The organism is Acidisoma sp. (genome assembly GCF_035492295.1).
Classification (GTDB): Bacteria; Pseudomonadota; Alphaproteobacteria; order Acetobacterales; family Acetobacteraceae; genus Acidisoma.
In genome coordinates, this window is sequence record NZ_DATJJK010000106.1 from 16,151 (window position 1) to 31,848 (window position 15,698).

The window sequence follows — 15,698 nt, forward strand, 5'->3', positions numbered from 1 at the left end:
ATTGAAATGAAAGAGGCATGCGATGGATATGATCCCTCTCTCCTCCCAGATTTCCTTCGCGGGTGACGCTTCGCTGGCGGCCGTGCTGGAAGCCCTGCGGCCGGTTGAGCGACTGCCGCTCGTCCTCGATTATGACGGAAGGAAAATCCAACCTGGCTACCACGTGACCGAGGTCAAGGCCGGCTCCTTCATGACCATCGACTGCGGCGGCGATCCGGATGCCTGGCGCGAGACGGTGCTGCAGGTGGAGGACCTGCCCGCCTCCCCACAAACGCCGCATCACATGCCGGTCGGAAAGTTCCTCGCGATCCTCGACAAGGTCGCGCAGCGCCTGCTGCTCGACCAGGCCGCCCGGCTCACCTTCGAAATTGGACCGCCGGGGCAGCCGATGCAGGTCTTCGATGTCGATGAGCTGCGGATTTCAAGCGACGTCGCCCAGCTGCACCTGTGCGCGCGGCCGGCCATCTGCAAGCCGCGTCATCGCGCGCAGTCCCGGACGACGCCACGCGGCGGCGCGACGCCCTGCTGCTGACGATCGGGCGGATCGAGGAGGATCAGCCCTCCTCGACCTCCTCCTCCTCGAGGCTGAACTGGTCAGCCTCGCGGTCGTAGCTGAAGAGCTCCGCGTAACGGCCCCAGGAGATGACGGTGCGCATCGTATTGTCTGCGTAATCGGGGGACATGTAATCCTCCAACTCGTCGCGGAAGCGCAGCGCCGGCGCGCGATGGTTCCAGCGCTCCTCCAGCACTTGGCTGATCTGGGCGATAATCGGCACATGGGCGCGAAGGGCCGCCGCGAATTCCGCCTTGCGGTCATCGGTATCGGCTTCGACAAAGCGGCGCCCGGCATCAGTCAGCTTGATGTCGCCCTCCTCGAATTCGGCGAAGCGCAACAACTGCAGGGCCTCGCCGATGGGCAGCAACTCGTCTGCCTCCATCTGGAAGGCGGTGGCCAGCGCCGGTAGATCGGCGCGGCCATTGTAGGGTTCGCCCTCGATCGTCTCCATCAGCCCGGCCATGATATTGGTGGAGACCACGGGCAGCGCATGGAACGCGATGGCCGGCGGCGGCAGGCCACGATCGGGGGTCGCCACCGGGCGCGGCTCCACTGGGCGGCGTGTCATCAGCGCATAGATATCGTCCACCATCTGTCGGAAATCCGGATCCAGCCGCTCGCGCGGATGCGGAAATGGAACCTTCAGCTCGCTCGCGACACGACCGGGATTGGAGGAGAAGACCAGGATGCGGTCGCACATCAATACCGCCTCCTCGATATTATGGGTCACCATCAGGACGGATTTCACCGGCAGACGGTTTTCCATCCAAAGGTCGATGAGGTCGGTGCGCAGCGTCTCCGCCGTCAGCACGTCAAGCGCGCTGAAGGGCTCGTCCATCAGCAGCAGATCGGGATGGACGACGAGGGCGCGGGCCAGGCCCACGCGCTGCCGCATGCCGCCGGACATCTCTTTCGGATAGGCGTTTTCGTAGCCGCCGAGGCCGATGAGGTCGATCGCCTCCTCAGCCCGCCGCGCGCGCTCGGCCTTGGGCACGCCCTGAGCTTCAAGCCCCAGCGCCACATTCTCCTCGACCGTCAGCCAGGGAAACAGCGCGAAACTCTGAAAGACCATGGAGACGCCGCGGACCGGGCCGGTGATCGGCTGGCCGCGCCAGCGGACATCTCCGGCCGTCGGCTTCAGCAGGCCGGAGACGATGCGCAGCAGGGTCGACTTGCCCGATCCCGAGCGGCCGAGCAGCCCCACGATCTCCCCCTCTTTCAGGGAGAGATCGACGCCATCCAGGATGATGACGTCGGATGCCGCTTCCTTCGGATAGGACTGGCGGCAGTCGCGGATGCTCACAAGGGGGGCGGCATCGGTCGGCATGGTCTGGTCCAAGGGCGTCTCCTGCCGGTCAGAAGGTAAGGCGGCGGACGGCATAGGCGTGCAGCGGGCGCCATAGCACACGGTTGATCACGAGGACGAAGCTCGTCATCACCACGACGCCGAGGACGATGCCGGCGGAATTCCCGGCCGATGTCTGCTCGGCGATATAGGAGCCGAGCCCGGCGGCCCTGAGGGTGGTATGGCCCCAGGAAGCGACTTCGGCCACGATCGAACTGTTCCAGGCAGCCCCCGAGGCGGTCAGCGCGCCCGTCACGTAATAGGGGAAGATGCCCGGCAGAATCACCCGCCGCCACCACAGAAGGCCCCGGATGCCGAGATTGGCCGAAGCCTCCTTGAGATCCCCGGGAAACGCCGAGGCGCCGGCCACGACGTTGAACAGCACATACCATTGCGTGCCGACGATCATCAGCGGCGTCAGCCAGATATTGGGATCGAGCGCGAACCGGACCAGCACGATGACGACGATGGGAAAGAGCAGATTAGCCGGAAAAGCGGCCAGGAACTGTGCCGCCGGCTGGATAAGCCGCGCCCAGCGTGGCCTGAGCCCGATCCAAACGCCGATCGGCACCCAGACCAACGTCACGATGACCAGCGCCGCCGTCACCCGGAGGAGCGTGTAGAAGCCAAGCAGCACGACATGGGCAAGCGCGCCCAGCGTGATGAAGGCCGCAACGAATGCGACGATGTGCCAGACCGCGAAAGCAACGAGCAGCAGCACGAAACCGAACCACAGCCCGTCCACCACGCGGGACGGTTTGCCCGATTTCCCTGTCGGCCGCGTGAGGGGCAGGCGCATGCGCCAGCCGCCCGCGGCATTGGCGAGATCGCCGATCGCCTCGCCCGCCATTTGCAGCAGATGCGTGCGGCGCAGAACGCTCAGCACCCAGGGGTCCGGCGCCTCGCCGCCGCTCGTCATCTCGAAACGGAATTTCGCGGACCAGGCAACGAGCGGGCGAAACAGCAACTGGTCGTAGATCAGGATCACCACAAGCATGGCGATGATTGCGGCGATGACGGCGCCGAGATCGCTGTGGGATAAGGCGACCGAGACATAGGAGCCGATGCCGGGCAGCAGGAAGGTGGTGTTGCCGACGGTCACCGCTTCGGAGGCGACGACGAAGAACCAGCCGCCGGACATGGAGAGCATGGTGTTGAAGACCAGGCCGGGCATGGCGAAGGGCACTTCCAGCCGCCAGAAACGCTGCCAGATCGAGAGCTGAAAGGCGCGCGAAGCCTCGTCCAGGTCGCGCGGCACCGTCGTCAGCGACTGGTAGAAGCTGAAGGTCATGTTCCAGGCTTGGCTGGTGAAGATCGCGAAGACCGCGGCAAGCTCGGCACCCAGCACCCGGCCAGGAAAAAGATTGAGGAAAAACAGAACCGTAAACGAGAGAAAGCCCAGGATCGGCACCGATTGCAGGATGTCGAGCGCGGGGATGAGAATGAGGCCGAGCCGTCGGCTTTTGGCGGCCAGCGGCGCCACGATCAGCGTGAAAACGATCGAGACGAGAAGCGCCACGAACATGCGCAGCGTGGTACGGAGCGCGTAATAGGGAAGGTAGCTAAGCCCGAGGTGGATCGTCGTCTCGGCCGGCAGGGGAGCAAGCGTGCTGTCGGCGGCACGCGCGACGAGAATCAGCAACCCCAGGACGCAAAGGATCGCGGCGAGATCCCAGATATTGGGAACCCGTCGACCGCTCACGAAGGCGGGCAAGGCCGATGTCGTCATGGTCTGCGCCTCAGCTTGCTGATGGGAAGGGGAAAGCCGCGGGGTGCGGCCCGTCGTGGCGTCTATCCCAGGGCCGGGGCCGATGTCACCACCCTTGCAGTGATGAAGAAGTGACAGCGGCGCCGGCCGCGGCTATCGGCTCTTCGTTCGGTTCCATCCTGGACCGGCCGAGAGGAATGATCGTCCGGATGCGCCTTTCCGAACGCCGGGCCGTGCTTGCCTGTTTCCTGATCCTGGTGGTGCCGCTCGCCGTCTTTTGCGCCTTCCGGGTGCCGCTCGGCCAGGTCCCGGACGAGGGTCCGCATGTCGTACGGGCGGACAGCCTGCTGCATGGCGAGATCATGGGCCATCGCGTGGCCCGGACAAATCCGGATTCCGGGGCGCAGGACGCAGGCTTCACCGCGAATGTCGGCCTGGCCTATGCCGCCTCCTTCGGCACAGGCGCCTCGGCCCCCCTGCCGCCCTCCGCCACGGCGGCCGAGCGTCTTGCCTGGGCCCGTGGCATTCCCTGGTCGCCCAGCCGGAGTTTCGTGAGCAGCGCCAATACCGCCGCCTATGCCCCACCCTCCTATGTGCCAGCGGCGATCGCCCTCGGCATCGCCAAGCGCCTCGGCGCGACGCCGCACTGGGCGGCGATCGCGGCGCGCTTCGGCAATCTTGTCGTCTTCACGCTGCTCGGCGTGCTCGCGCTGGCCTGCGCCGAGCGTGGCCGTCTTCTGCTCCTCATGACCCTCGGCCTGCCGATGACGGTCTGGCTCGCAGGCTCGGTCAATCAGGACGGGCTGCTGATTGCGGTCGCTTCCCTGGGCGTGGCACTGCTCACCCGGGCGGACCGACGGTCCTTCTGGATGGGAACAGCGCTCCTCGCCCTGCTCGCGCTGCAAAAGCCGCCCTTCCTGCCGCTTCTTTTGCTGCCACTCACGCGATCGGTCACGGGGCTCGGCTGGCGGTCCCGCGTCGCGGCCGCGCTCATCGTTGCGGTCCCCGGCGTGCTCTGGTCACTCGCGGTCATGCACTGGGTCTCGGTGCCGCTGCTGCCCGGGCCCACCTATCACCCGGGGCCGCTCTGGCCGGGTGATCCTCACCTCACCTTTCGATCCAGTGTCGCCGCCGCACAGATGAGGGTGGTCCTGACCCATCCGCTGCGCGTCGCCTTGCTGCCGCTCACCGCCCAGGCCACGCATTTCGCCACCTACTGGCGGCAAGTTCTGGGGGTGCTCGGCGATCTCACGATCGATCTGCCGCATTGGCTTTATGGTCTCTGGAGTGTCGCCCTGCTGTCGGCACTCGCGGCGCTGGTGAACCGACCTTCTGCGCGGCCGGTCGGCCCCTGGTTGCCGCTGGCGGCGGCCGTTGCGATGGCGGGTAGCGCTGAACTCATCTTCCTGACGCAATACATGACCTGGACGCCGGTGGGCGCCGCGCGGGTGGACGGCGTGCAGGGTCGCTACTTCATCCCGATGCTGCCCATCCTTTTGCTGCTCCTCGGGCGATGGCAGATCCTGCCGCCCCGCTTCAACTGGATCTCGTGGATCGCGCCGCTCGCGGCCCTCATCGTCTCCGATGCCGTCATTCCGGGTCTCATCGCCAGCAACTATTATCGCTGAGCCGTGTCAGACGCCGGTGGAGCCGAAGCCGCCCTGTCCGCGCGCCGTCTCGTCCAGGTTGTCCACCTCGTGCCAGCGAATGCGCGTGACCGGAGCCAATACCCCTTGGGCCAAGCGCATGCCGCGCTCGACCCGGAAAGGTTCGGTCCCGCCATTGAGCAGGATGACTTTGATCTCGCCGCGATAGTCCTCGTCCACCGTGCCGGGGGAATTCGCGACCAGGATGCCGTGCTTGAGGGCCAGGCCCGAGCGGGGCCGCACCTGCAGCTCATGCCCGGCAGGCAGAGCGACGGCGAGACCGGTCGGCACCGCGGCTCTCCCGCCAGGCGGTATTTCCAGGGCTTCGTCGATGGCCGCCAGAAAATCCACCGCCGCCGCGCCCGCGCTTCCATAGGCCGGCAGCGGCAAATCCGCCCCGTGGGACAGACGGATGACGGCAACGGTCGCTTCGCTCACGCAGAGGCCCCCTTCAGCTCTTCGGCGATACGGGCGGCCAACCTTGCGGCCACCGCCTCCTTCGGCAGGCGCGGCCAGTCCTCCACCCCCGTCGCGGTGATGAGGTGGATTTCATTCTCCGCCCCCCCCATGACACCGGCGGCCTCCGACACGTCATTCGCGACAAGCCAGTCGCAGCCTTTCCGCACGCGCTTCGCGACCGCGTGCTCGACCACATGGTCGGTCTCAGCCGCGAAGCCGACGACGAGGTCTGGCCGACCCTTGGACCGGCGCGCGACAGCCGCCAGGATATCGGGATTGGGCACCAGGTTGAGGCTCGGCACCTCGGCGCCTGGCAGCTTCTTGAGCTTTGTGCCGCTTTGGTCCGCAACCCGCCAATCCGCAACCGCCGCGGCAAAGACCGCAATATCGGCGGGCAGCGCGGCCTCGCAGGCGGCCAGCATCTCCTCTGCCGTCTCGACCCTGACGAGCGCGACACCGGCAGGAGCCGGGATCGCCACGGGGCCGGACACCAAGGTCACACGGGCACCAAGGGCCGCGAGCGCCGCAGCGAGCGCATGCCCCTGCCGGCCCGAACTGCGATTCGCGATGTAGCGCACGGGGTCGATCGGCTCATGCGTCGGCCCGCTGGTGACGAGCGCGTGCCGACCGGCAAGCGGGCCCGCGTCGGGTGCCAGGCGCGCGCGGATCGCCTCCAGAATGACCGGCGGCTCGGCCAACCGCCCAGGCCCGAACTCGCCACAGGCCATGGGCCCCTCATCGGGCTCCACGACCGAGACACCGCGCGCTTTGAGGGTTGCGATATTCGCGACGGTCGCCGCATGGGTCCACATCCGCACATTCATCGCGGGCGCCACCAGCACGGGCTTGTCGGTCGCGAGGAGCAGCGTGGTCGCAAGATCCCCGGCGAGACCCGCCGCCATCTTGGCCAGGATATCGGCCGAGGCCGGCACGACGACGAGCAGATCGGCCGCGCGGGAAAGCTGGATATGGCCCATCTCGCTCTCATCGGTGAGCGAAAAGAGGTCCATATAGACCTTCTCCTCCGTCAACGCCTGAAGCGACAGGGGAGTCACGAATTCGGCGCCTGCCGTGGTCAGCACGGCCCGAACCTCGGCCCCCTCCTTCTTTAACAGCCGAATGAGTTCCAGCGCCTTATAGGCCGCGATCCCGCCCGCGATGACGAGGAGGAGGCGGCGGCCGACCAGTGTCACAGCTTCCAGCCCGAGTGGATGGCCGCGATACCGCCCGAGAGATTGCGCAACTTCACGCGGGAGAAGCCGGCATCCCGCATCATTTGGGCCAGCGTCTCCTGGTCCGGAAACATGCGGATGCTTTCGGCGAGATACTGGTAGCTCTCGGCATCATTGGCGAAAAGCTGGCCGAGCCGCGGCAGCACCTTGAAGGACCAGGCATCGTAGAGCGGGATGAGGGCGGCGATTTCGAGGCGGGAAAATTCGAGGCAGAGGAAGCGTCCGCCCGGTCGCAGCACGCGCCGCGCCTCACGCAGCACGGCGCTCTTATCTGTACAGTTGCGCAGGCCGAAGGCCATGGAGACGACATCCATGCTGGCACTGGGGATCGGCAGAGCCTCAGCGTCGGCCACCAGGAAGGTCAGGCTTTCGAGATAGCCGCGGTCGGTCGCCCGGTCCCGCCCGACCTCGAGCATCGCCGGATTGATATCGGAGAGGATGGCCGGGCCGCCGCCCTTCGCGAGCCAGCCGAAGCTGATATCGCCGGTGCCGCCGGCAAGATCGAGCAGCTTTCGTTCAGGCCGCGGATCCATCTGGGTCGTGAAAATCTGCTTCCAGACCCTGTGGATGCCCAGCGACATGAGATCGTTCATGAGGTCGTAGCGCGGCGCCACGCTCTGGAAAACCTCGCGCACGAGGGACTTTTTGTCCTCTCTCGGCACCGAGCGGAAACCGAAATCGGTCTCATCAGCAGAAATCTGGTCTGGCATGGCTTTGTCCGTCATCGCCCTTCCCCTATACGCTGGCCGGCGCCATGCCGGAACTCCCCGAAGTCGAAACCGTGATGCGTGGGCTTGCCGCCCGGCTGGAGGGCCGCGTGATTGCCCGCGCGGCGCTGGCGCGCGGCGATCTCAGACGCCTCATTCCGCCGGGCTTCGCGGAAGCGCTGACCGGCGCGCGGGTCACGGGTTTTCGCAGGCGTGGCAAATATATCCTTATGCGCCTTTCGGTCGGGCAGAGCGTGCTGATCCATCTCGGCATGTCCGGCCGCATGGCGATCCATAGCCCTCTCGAGCCGCCGCCCGACCCGGCCAAGCACGAGCATCTGGTGATGATCACGGCCGAGGGCTGGCGCATCGGCTTCATCGACCCCCGGCGTTTCGGCCTGCTCGACCTCATTCCCACGGCCAATGAGGACGCACACCCCCTCCTCCGTGATATGGGGCCGGAGCCATTGGACGCGGCTTTCGATGCGAAAGCTCTGTCGCTGGCGCTGACCGGGCGGCGGACGCCGATCAAGGCGGCGCTGCTCGACCAGCGGATCGTGGCCGGGCTCGGTAATATCTATGTGTCGGAGGCGCTGTTTCGTGCCGGTATCAGCCCGCGGCGCCTCGCCTGCACGATCCCGGGCGCGCGGGCGGCCCGCCTCATCCCCGAGATCAAGGCGACACTGACCGAGGCGATCGCAGCCGGCGGCTCCAGTCTCAGGGACTATGTGCAGCCAGATGGGGAACTCGGCTATTTCCAGCATGCCTGGAAGGTCTATGGCCGGGAGGGCGAAGCCTGTGAGCGCTGCCCGGGGCCGTCCGCCTGCCCCGGAATTCAGCGGATGGTGCAGGCGGGACGCAGCACATTTTTCTGTCCGCGTCACCAACGTTGAGGACGCCTCCCGGCTGCGCGTTTCCCGAGCGCCGCGCAGGGCAGAACCGACGTGAACAGCCCTCGTCACGCTTGACTCACCCGTCCCCCGAATTTAGAGAAGCCCCCTCAATCGGGGTCGGCTCACCGCCGCCCTCTTTCACGTTTTTGGATGTCGATCGAACATGGCCAATACCGCCTCTGCCCGTAAGCGTATCCGCCAGACGGCAAAGCGCACCGCACTGAACGTTGCCCGCCGCACCCGTATGCGTAACGTCATCAAGTCGGTCGAAACCGCCATTGCGAGCGGCGACAAGCCGGCGGCTCAGGCAGCCCTGAAGGCAGCGCAGCCCCTTCTGCAGCGTTCGGCCAACAAGGGCACGGCGCATCAGAACACGATCTCCCGCAAGATCTCGCGCCTCTCCGGGCGCATCAAGACCCTTGCCGCGTAGTCTAAACTGTTTCTAAGATGGGGGTCAGGCTGTGGCCTGACCCTATGCTTCGCCGCTACCATCGCTGTTCGATGACAATACCTGAGAAGCGCGCTCAGAGTAAAAGCGCGACCGCGTAAGTATTCTTCGCGACTGCAAAAACAAGTCGACGCCCGATTGGCGCTTGACTTTGTAAAATACAGCACAAATCGAAATATTGTTGAATATTCGATTTTTATTCTCGATCACATCACACCAGTTCTACTTGGCCTCCATTTGATTCTGGTTGCCTCGGCTGCCGTCGTGACCTAACGTAGTTTTCATGAACGTCATGCGGGGTGAGGCGATGGGGAACCCCGAAATCGGGACATTTTCGTCGTGGACCGGTGCTTTTCCCGGCACCGTCCGCATGTTCAGTTTGTTCGGCAGGCCATGGAGCTTCATTTGAGAGCCGCATCCGAAGCGAGGGTGGAAGGAAGCGAAATGGCCGCGTCGGCAGAGCTGGCGGCAGAGTGGGGCCGTGTGCGCAGCCGCCTTCAGCATGAGGTCGGCGAGGTCGAGTACCGGACCTGGCTGCGCCAGCTGGCGCTCGGCAGTGCCGATGGCGACGAGGTAACCGTCCTTCTTCCCACCCGCTTCCTGCGCGACTGGGTGCGCAGCCATTATGGCGATCGGATCAGCGCGCTCTGGCAGGCGGAGAACAACCGCGTCCGCCGGGTCGACATCCGGGTGGGCCAAGCCCCCCAGCCCCTCGCGACCCCGCTCTCCCATGCCTCCTCCACCACGGAAGTGGCGGCGGCCGAAGCGGTCGCGGCCGAGGCTGGTCCTCTTCCGGAGGGGCTCGACGACAAATCCGACGGTCGGGGCGACGGCATCGTCCTCGATCCGCGCTACACCTTCGATACCTTCGTCGTCGGCAAGCCAAACGAATTTGCCTTTGCCTGTGCAAGCCGGGTGGCGGACAAGCCCTCCTCCCCAGGCTTCAACCCGCTCTTCCTGTATGGCGGGGTAGGCTTGGGCAAGACCCATCTGATGCATGCCATCGCCTGGAAACTGCAGACGGCGCGGCGCGCCGGCGCGCCACCCGTTTCGGTCGCTTATATGTCGGCCGAAAAATTCATGTACAAATTCATCGCCGCGATCCGGAACCAGTCCACGATCGAGTTCAAGGACAATCTGCGCAGCGTCGACGTGCTGATGATCGACGACCTGCAGTTCCTCATCGGCAAGGACAACACGCAGGAAGAATTCTTCCACACCTTCAACGCACTGGTGGATGCCGGCAAGCAGATCGTAGTCTCGGCTGACAAGTCCCCGTCCGATCTTTCGGGCCTTGAGGACCGGCTGCGTACCCGCCTCGGCTGCGGCATGGTGGCCGATCTCCACGCCACGACCTTCGAGCTCCGCATCTCGATCCTGGAGGCCAAGGCGGCCAAGGCGAGCGTCTCCGTGCCGCCCAAGGTGCTGGAATTCCTTGCCCACAAGATCACCAGCAACATCCGCGAGCTGGAAGGGGCGCTGAACCGTCTGGTTGCGCATTCAGCGCTCTTCCAGCGGCCGATCACGCTCGAGACGACGCAGGAGGTTCTGCACGACATCCTGCGCGCCCATGACCGCCGCGTCACGATCGAGGAAATCCAGCGCAAGGTGGCTGAGCACTACAACATCCGCCTGACCGACATGGCCTCGGCCCGTCGTGCGCGCAACGTGGCCCGCCCCCGCCAAGTCGCCATGTTCCTGGCCAAGCAGCTGACCAGCCGCAGTCTGCCCGAGATCGGGCGAAAATTCGGCAATCGCGACCATACGACGGTGATGCATGCCGTCTCGCGCGTGGCCGGCCTGATGGACGGCGATTCCGCCTTCGCGGAGGATGTCGAACTCCTCCGCCGCATGCTGGAATCCTGAGCGCCGCTGCCGCGGCGCAAAGCCCTTCCCGCTTCTTCAGCAAATTGCAGCTGGCGCCGGCGGCCCGGTTTGCCCTCGGCCGCGCGACTGCTAATGTGCTCGCCCTTTCAGGCTTTCCCGAGGTTGGACCATGAAATTCAAGGCCGAGCGCGCTGTGCTGCTGAAAGCCCTCGCCCATGTGCAGAGCGTGGTCGAGAAGCGCAATACCATCCCCATCCTCGCCAACCTCATGATGACCGTGAAAGACGGCACGCTGACGCTGACCGCGACCGACATGGAGATCGCGATTGTCGAGCAGGTGGCCGCCACCACCCTGCAGGAGGGCGCCGCCACCGCCCCCGCCGCAACGCTCTACGAGATCGTCCGCAAGCTGCCGGAAAGTGCCGAGGTTGAGCTTGACCATCCGGGCGGGGACGCCCCGCTGGCGCTCCGCGCCGGGCGCTACGTCACCAGCATCATGGTCCTGCCGGTGGACGACTTCCCTTCCATGACGGCGGGTAGCCTGCCGCATGCCTTCAGGCTTTCGGCCCAGCTGCTGCGCGGCATGATCGACCGCACCCGCTTCGCGATCAGCACGGAAGAGACGCGCTATTATCTCAACGGTATCTATCTCCACGTGGTCCCGGGGGCGGATGGCGTGAAGATGCTGCGTGCGGTCGCGACCGACGGGCACCGCCTCGCCCGCGTGGAGGAGCCGCTGCCCGAAGGCGCCGAAGAGATCCCGGGCGTCATCATCCCGCGCAAGACCGTGCTCGAAGCGCGCAAGCTGCTGGACGAGGCGCAGGACGAGGTCGAGATCGCGCTGTCCGAGACGCGCATTCAGTTCACCCTCGGCACAGTGCGGCTGACGAGCAAGCTCATCGACGGCACCTTCCCGGAATACGAACGCGTGATACCGCGCAACAACGACAAGGTGCTCCGCGTCGACAAGAAAGATTTCGCCGAGGCCGTGGCGCGTGTCTCCGCCATCTCGACCGAGCGCTCCCGCCCCGTGAAGCTCGCGCTCGACACCGACCGCCTCACCCTGTCGGCGGCAAGCCCGGAGCAGGGCTCGGCCACTGAGGAGCTGGATGGCGGCCGCGTCTCCTATGCCGCCGGACCGCTCGAGATCGGCTTTCAGGCACGCTACCTCAACGACATCACGGATCAGATCGGCGGCGAGGTGGAATTCCTTTTCTCCGACGGTTCGGCACCGACCATCGTGCGCGATGCGGGCGACGAGACGGCGCTCTACGTATTGATGCCGATGCGTGTCTGACGCGGCCTCCAGCCTCCCGGCGACGCCCTTCCATCTCGCGCGTCTCGATCTGACCGATTTCCGCAGCTATGCCGCGTTGCAGTGGCGCCCCCAGACACGCATCAGCGTGGTGACGGGGCCGAACGGCAGCGGCAAGACCAATCTGCTGGAAGCGATCTCCCTCCTCGGGCCCGGGCGGGGGCTGCGCCAAGCGCGCGCGGCGGAGTTTCCGCGTCTCCGCCCCTCCGGCGAGCGGACCTGGGCGGTCGCTGGCCGGGTCCAGACCGCGGACCATCTCGAGCCGCTGACCATCGGCACCGGCAGCGGGCCGGACGCCAGCGAGCGGCGCATCGTCCGCATCGACGGCGCGACCGTGAGCCAGACCGAGCTTGCCTCCCACATCGCCATCAGCTGGATCACGCCACAGATGGAACGGCTCTTCGGTGAGAGCGCGAGCGGGCGGCGCCGGTTTCTCGACCGTCTGGTCTGGGCGCTCGACCCGACCCACGCCCGCGAGGTGGCCGCCCATGATGCAGCCATGACCCGGCGCAACCGGCTTCTCGCCGAAGGGCACGGAGACCCCGCCTGGCTCGCCGGGCTCGAAGACGGTATGGCCCGCCATGCCGTTGCCGCGACCGCCGCGCGGCGCGCTCTGGTGACGCGCCTTAACGCGCTGCTCGCGGAAGGCGCAGTCGCCCCCTTCCCGGCGGCGCGCCTCTCGCTGCTCTGCCCGATCGGCGACCGGCTGGCCGAACAGCCGGCTCTTGCGGTCGAGGACTGGCTGCGCGGCGCGCTCGCCCTTTCGCGCCGGCGCGATGCGGCCACGGGGGGCAGTTCCTTCGGTGCGCATCGGGCCGACTTCGGCCTCGAGGATCTTGAGACCCAGCGGCCCGCCGCTCTCGCCTCCACCGGCCAGCAGAAGGCGCTGCTTCTGGGCCTCGTGCTGGGCCATGCGCTCACCATTGCGGAAGTTCGCGGCTTCGCACCCTGGCTGCTGCTCGACGAGCCTCTCGTTCATCTCGACGAAACCGGCCGCCGGGCGCTCCTCAGCGCGCTGCGCCGTCTGCCCGCCCAGGCCATCCTGACCGGCACCGACGCGGAGCCTTTCGTGGAACTCGCCGAGGAGGCGGAATTCTCCCTCTGCATGGCCGCAGGCCTCACGCCGCACCCTGGTTTCTCTAGGCCCGCCCGCCAAGAATCGCTATAATCGAAGCTACCCCCTGAATTCCGGAGTGATCCTCGGCATGTCCGATCCCGCCGCGCCTACGCCTGACCAGATCCCTGAGGTTCACGCCTACGATGCCGCCTCAATTTCCGTCCTCAAAGGCCTCGACGCGGTTCGCAAGCGGCCCGGCATGTATATCGGCGACACGGATGACGGCTCCGGCCTGCATCACATGGCCTTTGAAATCATCGACAATGCGGTGGACGAGGCACAGGCCGGTTTCGCGAGCAAGGTCGAGGTCACGCTGAATGGGGACGGCTCCGTCACCGTGCGGGACGATGGGCGCGGCATCCCGACCGACATCCATCCCGAGGAAGGAATGTCCGCGGTCGAGCTGGTGCTGACCAAGCTCCATGCCGGCGGCAAGTTCAACCAGAATTCCTACAAGGTTTCGGGCGGTCTGCACGGCGTGGGCGCCGCCGTGGTCAATGCGCTTTCAGAATGGATGGACGTGCGCATCTGGCGCGACGGCCAGGAACACATGATGCGCTTCCAGCATGGCGAACCCGTCGCGCCCCTGAAGATCGTGGGGCCGTCGGACCGTCACCAGGGCACCGAACTCAGCTTCAAACCGAGTTCGGGGACGTTCACCCGCGTCGAATTCGACTACGCCATCATCGAACGCCGCCTGCGCGAACTCGCCTTTCTGAACTCCGGCCTGGACGTGACGCTGAGGGACGAGCGCCATGCCCCTGCCGTCGAAACCCGCTTCTTCTACGAGGGCGGCCTGGTGGCCTTCGTCGACTGGCTCGATCGCGCCCGCGCCCCCATCTTCACGCCGCCCATCACGGGCAATTTGGAGGACAAGACATCCGGGATTCGCGTGGAGTTCGCACTCTCCTGGAACGATTCCTACCATGAGACCATGCTGTGCTTCACGAACAACATCCCGCAGCGGGATGGCGGCACCCATCTCTCCGGCTTCCGCCAGGCGCTGACACGCATGGTGACGAAATATTCCGAAAGCATGGGCAAGAAGGACAACCTGCAGCTGACCGGCGACGACATGCGCGAGGGCCTCACCGCCGTGCTGTCCGTCAAAGTGCCGGACCCGAAATTCTCGTCCCAGACCAAGGAAAAGCTCGTCAGCTCGGAAGTGACGCCGGCCGTGCAGGCCGCCGTGTCGGACGCGATCGGCCATTGGCTGGAGACGCACCCGAAGGAAGCGCGCGGCATCATCCAGAAGGTGATGGACGCGGCAAGCGCGCGCGAAGCCGCGCGCAAAGCCCGTGAGCTCACCCGCCGCAAGGGCGTTCTTGATGTTTCAACGCTGCCCGGCAAGCTCGCCGACTGCCAGGAGCGTGACGCATCAAAGTGCGAGATCTTCATCGTCGAGGGCGATTCCGCAGGCGGCTCGGCGAAGCAGGGCCGCGACCGCAAATTTCAGGCAATCTTGCCCCTGAAAGGCAAAATCCTGAACGTCGAACGCGCCCGGTTCGACCGGATGCTGGGAAGTGCCGAAATCGGCACGCTCATCACCGCACTGGGCACCGGCATCGGGAATGGCGAGATCGACCAGGGCGGCTTCAACGTCGACAAGCTGCGCTACCATCGCATCGTCATCATGACGGATGCGGACGTGGACGGATCGCATATCCGCACGTTGCTTCTCACCTTTTTCTTCCGCCAGATGCCGGAACTCATCCTGCGCGGGCATCTCTACATCGCCCAGCCACCACTTTATCGCGCCAAGCGAGGCAATGACGAGCGCTACCTCAAGGACGACCGGGCGCTGGAAGACTTCCTGCTCGGCAAGGCGCTGGCCGAGGCCCGCCTCACCTATGCCGACGGCACCGTGGTGGAATCCGACGCCCTGCCGGGGGCTGTGGGCTTCCTGCGCGAGGCCTGGAACCGCGTCCGCCGCCTGACCACCGCGGCCCCGCTCCATATCGTCGAACAGGCCGCGATCTGCGGCGCGCTCGCCGTGCCCACGACGGACGAGGATGGGCTGAGCCAGGCCCAGAAGCTCGCCGAGCGGCTGAACAGCCTGCTGTTGGATGGCGAAGCCGGCTGGATCGGCGCCGGCGACCTCATGAGCGGCATTACCGTAGCCCGCCGCGTGCGCGGCGTCGGAGAGCGCTACGCGCTCGATGCTGCGACGCTGCGCAGCGCCGATGCCCGCTGGCTCACCGATCGCCACAGCCGCATCGCTGCCGAATTCACCAACCCGGCTGTGCTGAAGCTCGACAGCCGAGAGGAGAAGATCGCCGGCCCGGCCGCCGCTTTCGAGGCGATCCTGGCCCATGGCAGGCGCGGCCTGACCATTCAGCGCTTCAAGGGCTTGGGCGAAATGAACCCCGAGCAGCTATGGACGACGACGCTCGACCCCAAGGTACGCACGCTGCTGCAGGTCAAGATCGGCGATGCCGAGGAGGC

General features: G+C 66.0%; 13 protein-coding genes. 8 read left to right on the top strand and 5 right to left on the bottom strand.

What is annotated here, in order from left to right; translation table 11 throughout:
* Nucleotides 1-22: 22 nt before the first annotated feature.
* Nucleotides 23-532: a DUF6428 family protein gene (locus VL752_RS07765; RefSeq protein WP_325353827.1), complete on the top strand. Its 510-nt coding sequence runs from the start codon at nt 23-25 to the stop codon at nt 530-532.
* A 22-nt stretch (nt 533-554) separates the two neighbouring features.
* Here VL752_RS07765 and VL752_RS07770 read toward each other — a convergent pair whose 3' ends face one another.
* Entirely contained in the window at nt 555-1,883 is a 1,329-nt protein-coding gene (locus tag VL752_RS07770; protein ID WP_325353856.1) for a nitrate/sulfonate/bicarbonate ABC transporter ATP-binding protein, read from the bottom strand.
* A gap of 28 nt (nt 1,884-1,911) precedes the next feature.
* Nucleotides 1,912-3,630, bottom strand: a complete 1,719-nt coding sequence (locus tag VL752_RS07775; RefSeq protein WP_325353829.1) for an ABC transporter permease — start codon at nt 3,628-3,630, stop codon at nt 1,912-1,914.
* Between the two features lie 188 nt (nt 3,631-3,818).
* Here VL752_RS07775 and VL752_RS07780 point away from each other — a divergent pair, with 188 nt between their 5' ends.
* Nucleotides 3,819-5,237 (top strand): DUF2142 domain-containing protein, encoded by a 1,419-nt coding sequence (locus VL752_RS07780; protein WP_325353831.1) that lies wholly within the window; start codon nt 3,819-3,821, stop codon nt 5,235-5,237.
* Nucleotides 5,238-5,243: 6 nt separating this feature from the next.
* Here VL752_RS07780 and dut read toward each other — a convergent pair whose 3' ends face one another.
* From dut to VL752_RS07795, 3 genes are read right to left on the bottom strand one after another with little or no spacing between them, the layout of a single operon-like run.
* Nucleotides 5,244-5,693, bottom strand: a complete 450-nt coding sequence (gene dut / locus VL752_RS07785) for a dUTP diphosphatase (protein ID WP_325353833.1) — start codon at nt 5,691-5,693, stop codon at nt 5,244-5,246.
* Entirely contained in the window at nt 5,690-6,907 is a 1,218-nt protein-coding gene (gene coaBC / locus VL752_RS07790; protein WP_325353835.1) for a bifunctional phosphopantothenoylcysteine decarboxylase/phosphopantothenate--cysteine ligase CoaBC, read from the bottom strand. The genes dut and coaBC overlap by 4 nt, the downstream gene beginning before the upstream one ends.
* On the bottom strand, nt 6,904-7,671 hold the full coding sequence (locus tag VL752_RS07795) for a class I SAM-dependent methyltransferase (protein ID WP_325353837.1): 768 nt from the start codon (nt 7,669-7,671) through the stop codon (nt 6,904-6,906). Before VL752_RS07795 ends, coaBC begins: the two co-directional genes overlap by 4 nt.
* A 29-nt stretch (nt 7,672-7,700) precedes the next feature.
* On the opposite strand from VL752_RS07795, the gene mutM reads away from it, so the two are divergent.
* From mutM to gyrB, 6 genes are all read left to right on the top strand, one after another.
* A complete protein-coding gene (gene mutM, locus VL752_RS07800) occupies nt 7,701-8,546 on the top strand; it encodes a bifunctional DNA-formamidopyrimidine glycosylase/DNA-(apurinic or apyrimidinic site) lyase (protein ID WP_325353840.1) in 846 nt (281 codons plus the stop codon).
* Nucleotides 8,547-8,709: 163 nt separating this feature from the next.
* Nucleotides 8,710-8,976 carry a 30S ribosomal protein S20 gene (rpsT, locus tag VL752_RS07805; protein ID WP_325353842.1) on the top strand — a complete coding sequence of 89 codons (267 nt, stop codon included), beginning with the start codon at nt 8,710-8,712 and terminating at the stop codon, nt 8,974-8,976.
* Nucleotides 8,977-9,438: 462 nt separating this feature from the next.
* The gene (dnaA, locus tag VL752_RS07810; RefSeq protein ID WP_325353844.1) at nt 9,439-10,860 is read left to right on the top strand and encodes a chromosomal replication initiator protein DnaA; all 1,422 of its coding nucleotides are present in this window, start codon (nt 9,439-9,441) and stop codon (nt 10,858-10,860) included.
* A 130-nt stretch (nt 10,861-10,990) separates the two neighbouring features.
* Nucleotides 10,991-12,118, top strand: a complete 1,128-nt coding sequence (gene dnaN, locus VL752_RS07815; RefSeq protein ID WP_325353846.1) for a DNA polymerase III subunit beta — start codon at nt 10,991-10,993, stop codon at nt 12,116-12,118.
* Nucleotides 12,111-13,304, top strand: coding sequence for a DNA replication/repair protein RecF (gene recF / locus VL752_RS07820; protein WP_325353848.1), 1,194 nt, complete (start codon nt 12,111-12,113; stop codon nt 13,302-13,304). Before dnaN ends, recF begins: the two co-directional genes overlap by 8 nt.
* 37 nt (nt 13,305-13,341) lie before the next feature.
* Nucleotides 13,342-15,698: DNA topoisomerase (ATP-hydrolyzing) subunit B (gene gyrB, locus VL752_RS07825; RefSeq protein WP_325353850.1), on the top strand; the 2,357-nt coding region annotated here is incomplete at its 3' end.

Bases quoted from the DNA above. Each gene is read 5' to 3' on its own strand.
- rpsT (WP_325353842.1), top strand. From the start codon at position 8,710: ATGGCCAATACCGCCTCTGCCCGTAAGCGTATCCGCCAGACGGCAAAG.
- dnaN (WP_325353846.1), top strand. From the start codon at position 10,991: ATGAAATTCAAGGCCGAGCGCGCTGTGCTGCTGAAAGCCCTCGCCCAT.
- VL752_RS07775 (WP_325353829.1), bottom strand. From the start codon at position 3,630: ATGACGACATCGGCCTTGCCCGCCTTCGTGAGCGGTCGACGGGTTCCC.
- mutM (WP_325353840.1), top strand. From the start codon at position 7,701: ATGCCGGAACTCCCCGAAGTCGAAACCGTGATGCGTGGGCTTGCCGCC.
- VL752_RS07770 (WP_325353856.1), bottom strand. From the start codon at position 1,883: ATGCCGACCGATGCCGCCCCCCTTGTGAGCATCCGCGACTGCCGCCAG.
- VL752_RS07765 (WP_325353827.1), top strand. From the start codon at position 23: ATGGATATGATCCCTCTCTCCTCCCAGATTTCCTTCGCGGGTGACGCT.
- VL752_RS07780 (WP_325353831.1), top strand. From the start codon at position 3,819: ATGCGCCTTTCCGAACGCCGGGCCGTGCTTGCCTGTTTCCTGATCCTG.
- VL752_RS07795 (WP_325353837.1), bottom strand. From the start codon at position 7,671: ATGACGGACAAAGCCATGCCAGACCAGATTTCTGCTGATGAGACCGAT.
- dnaA (WP_325353844.1), top strand. From the start codon at position 9,439: ATGGCCGCGTCGGCAGAGCTGGCGGCAGAGTGGGGCCGTGTGCGCAGC.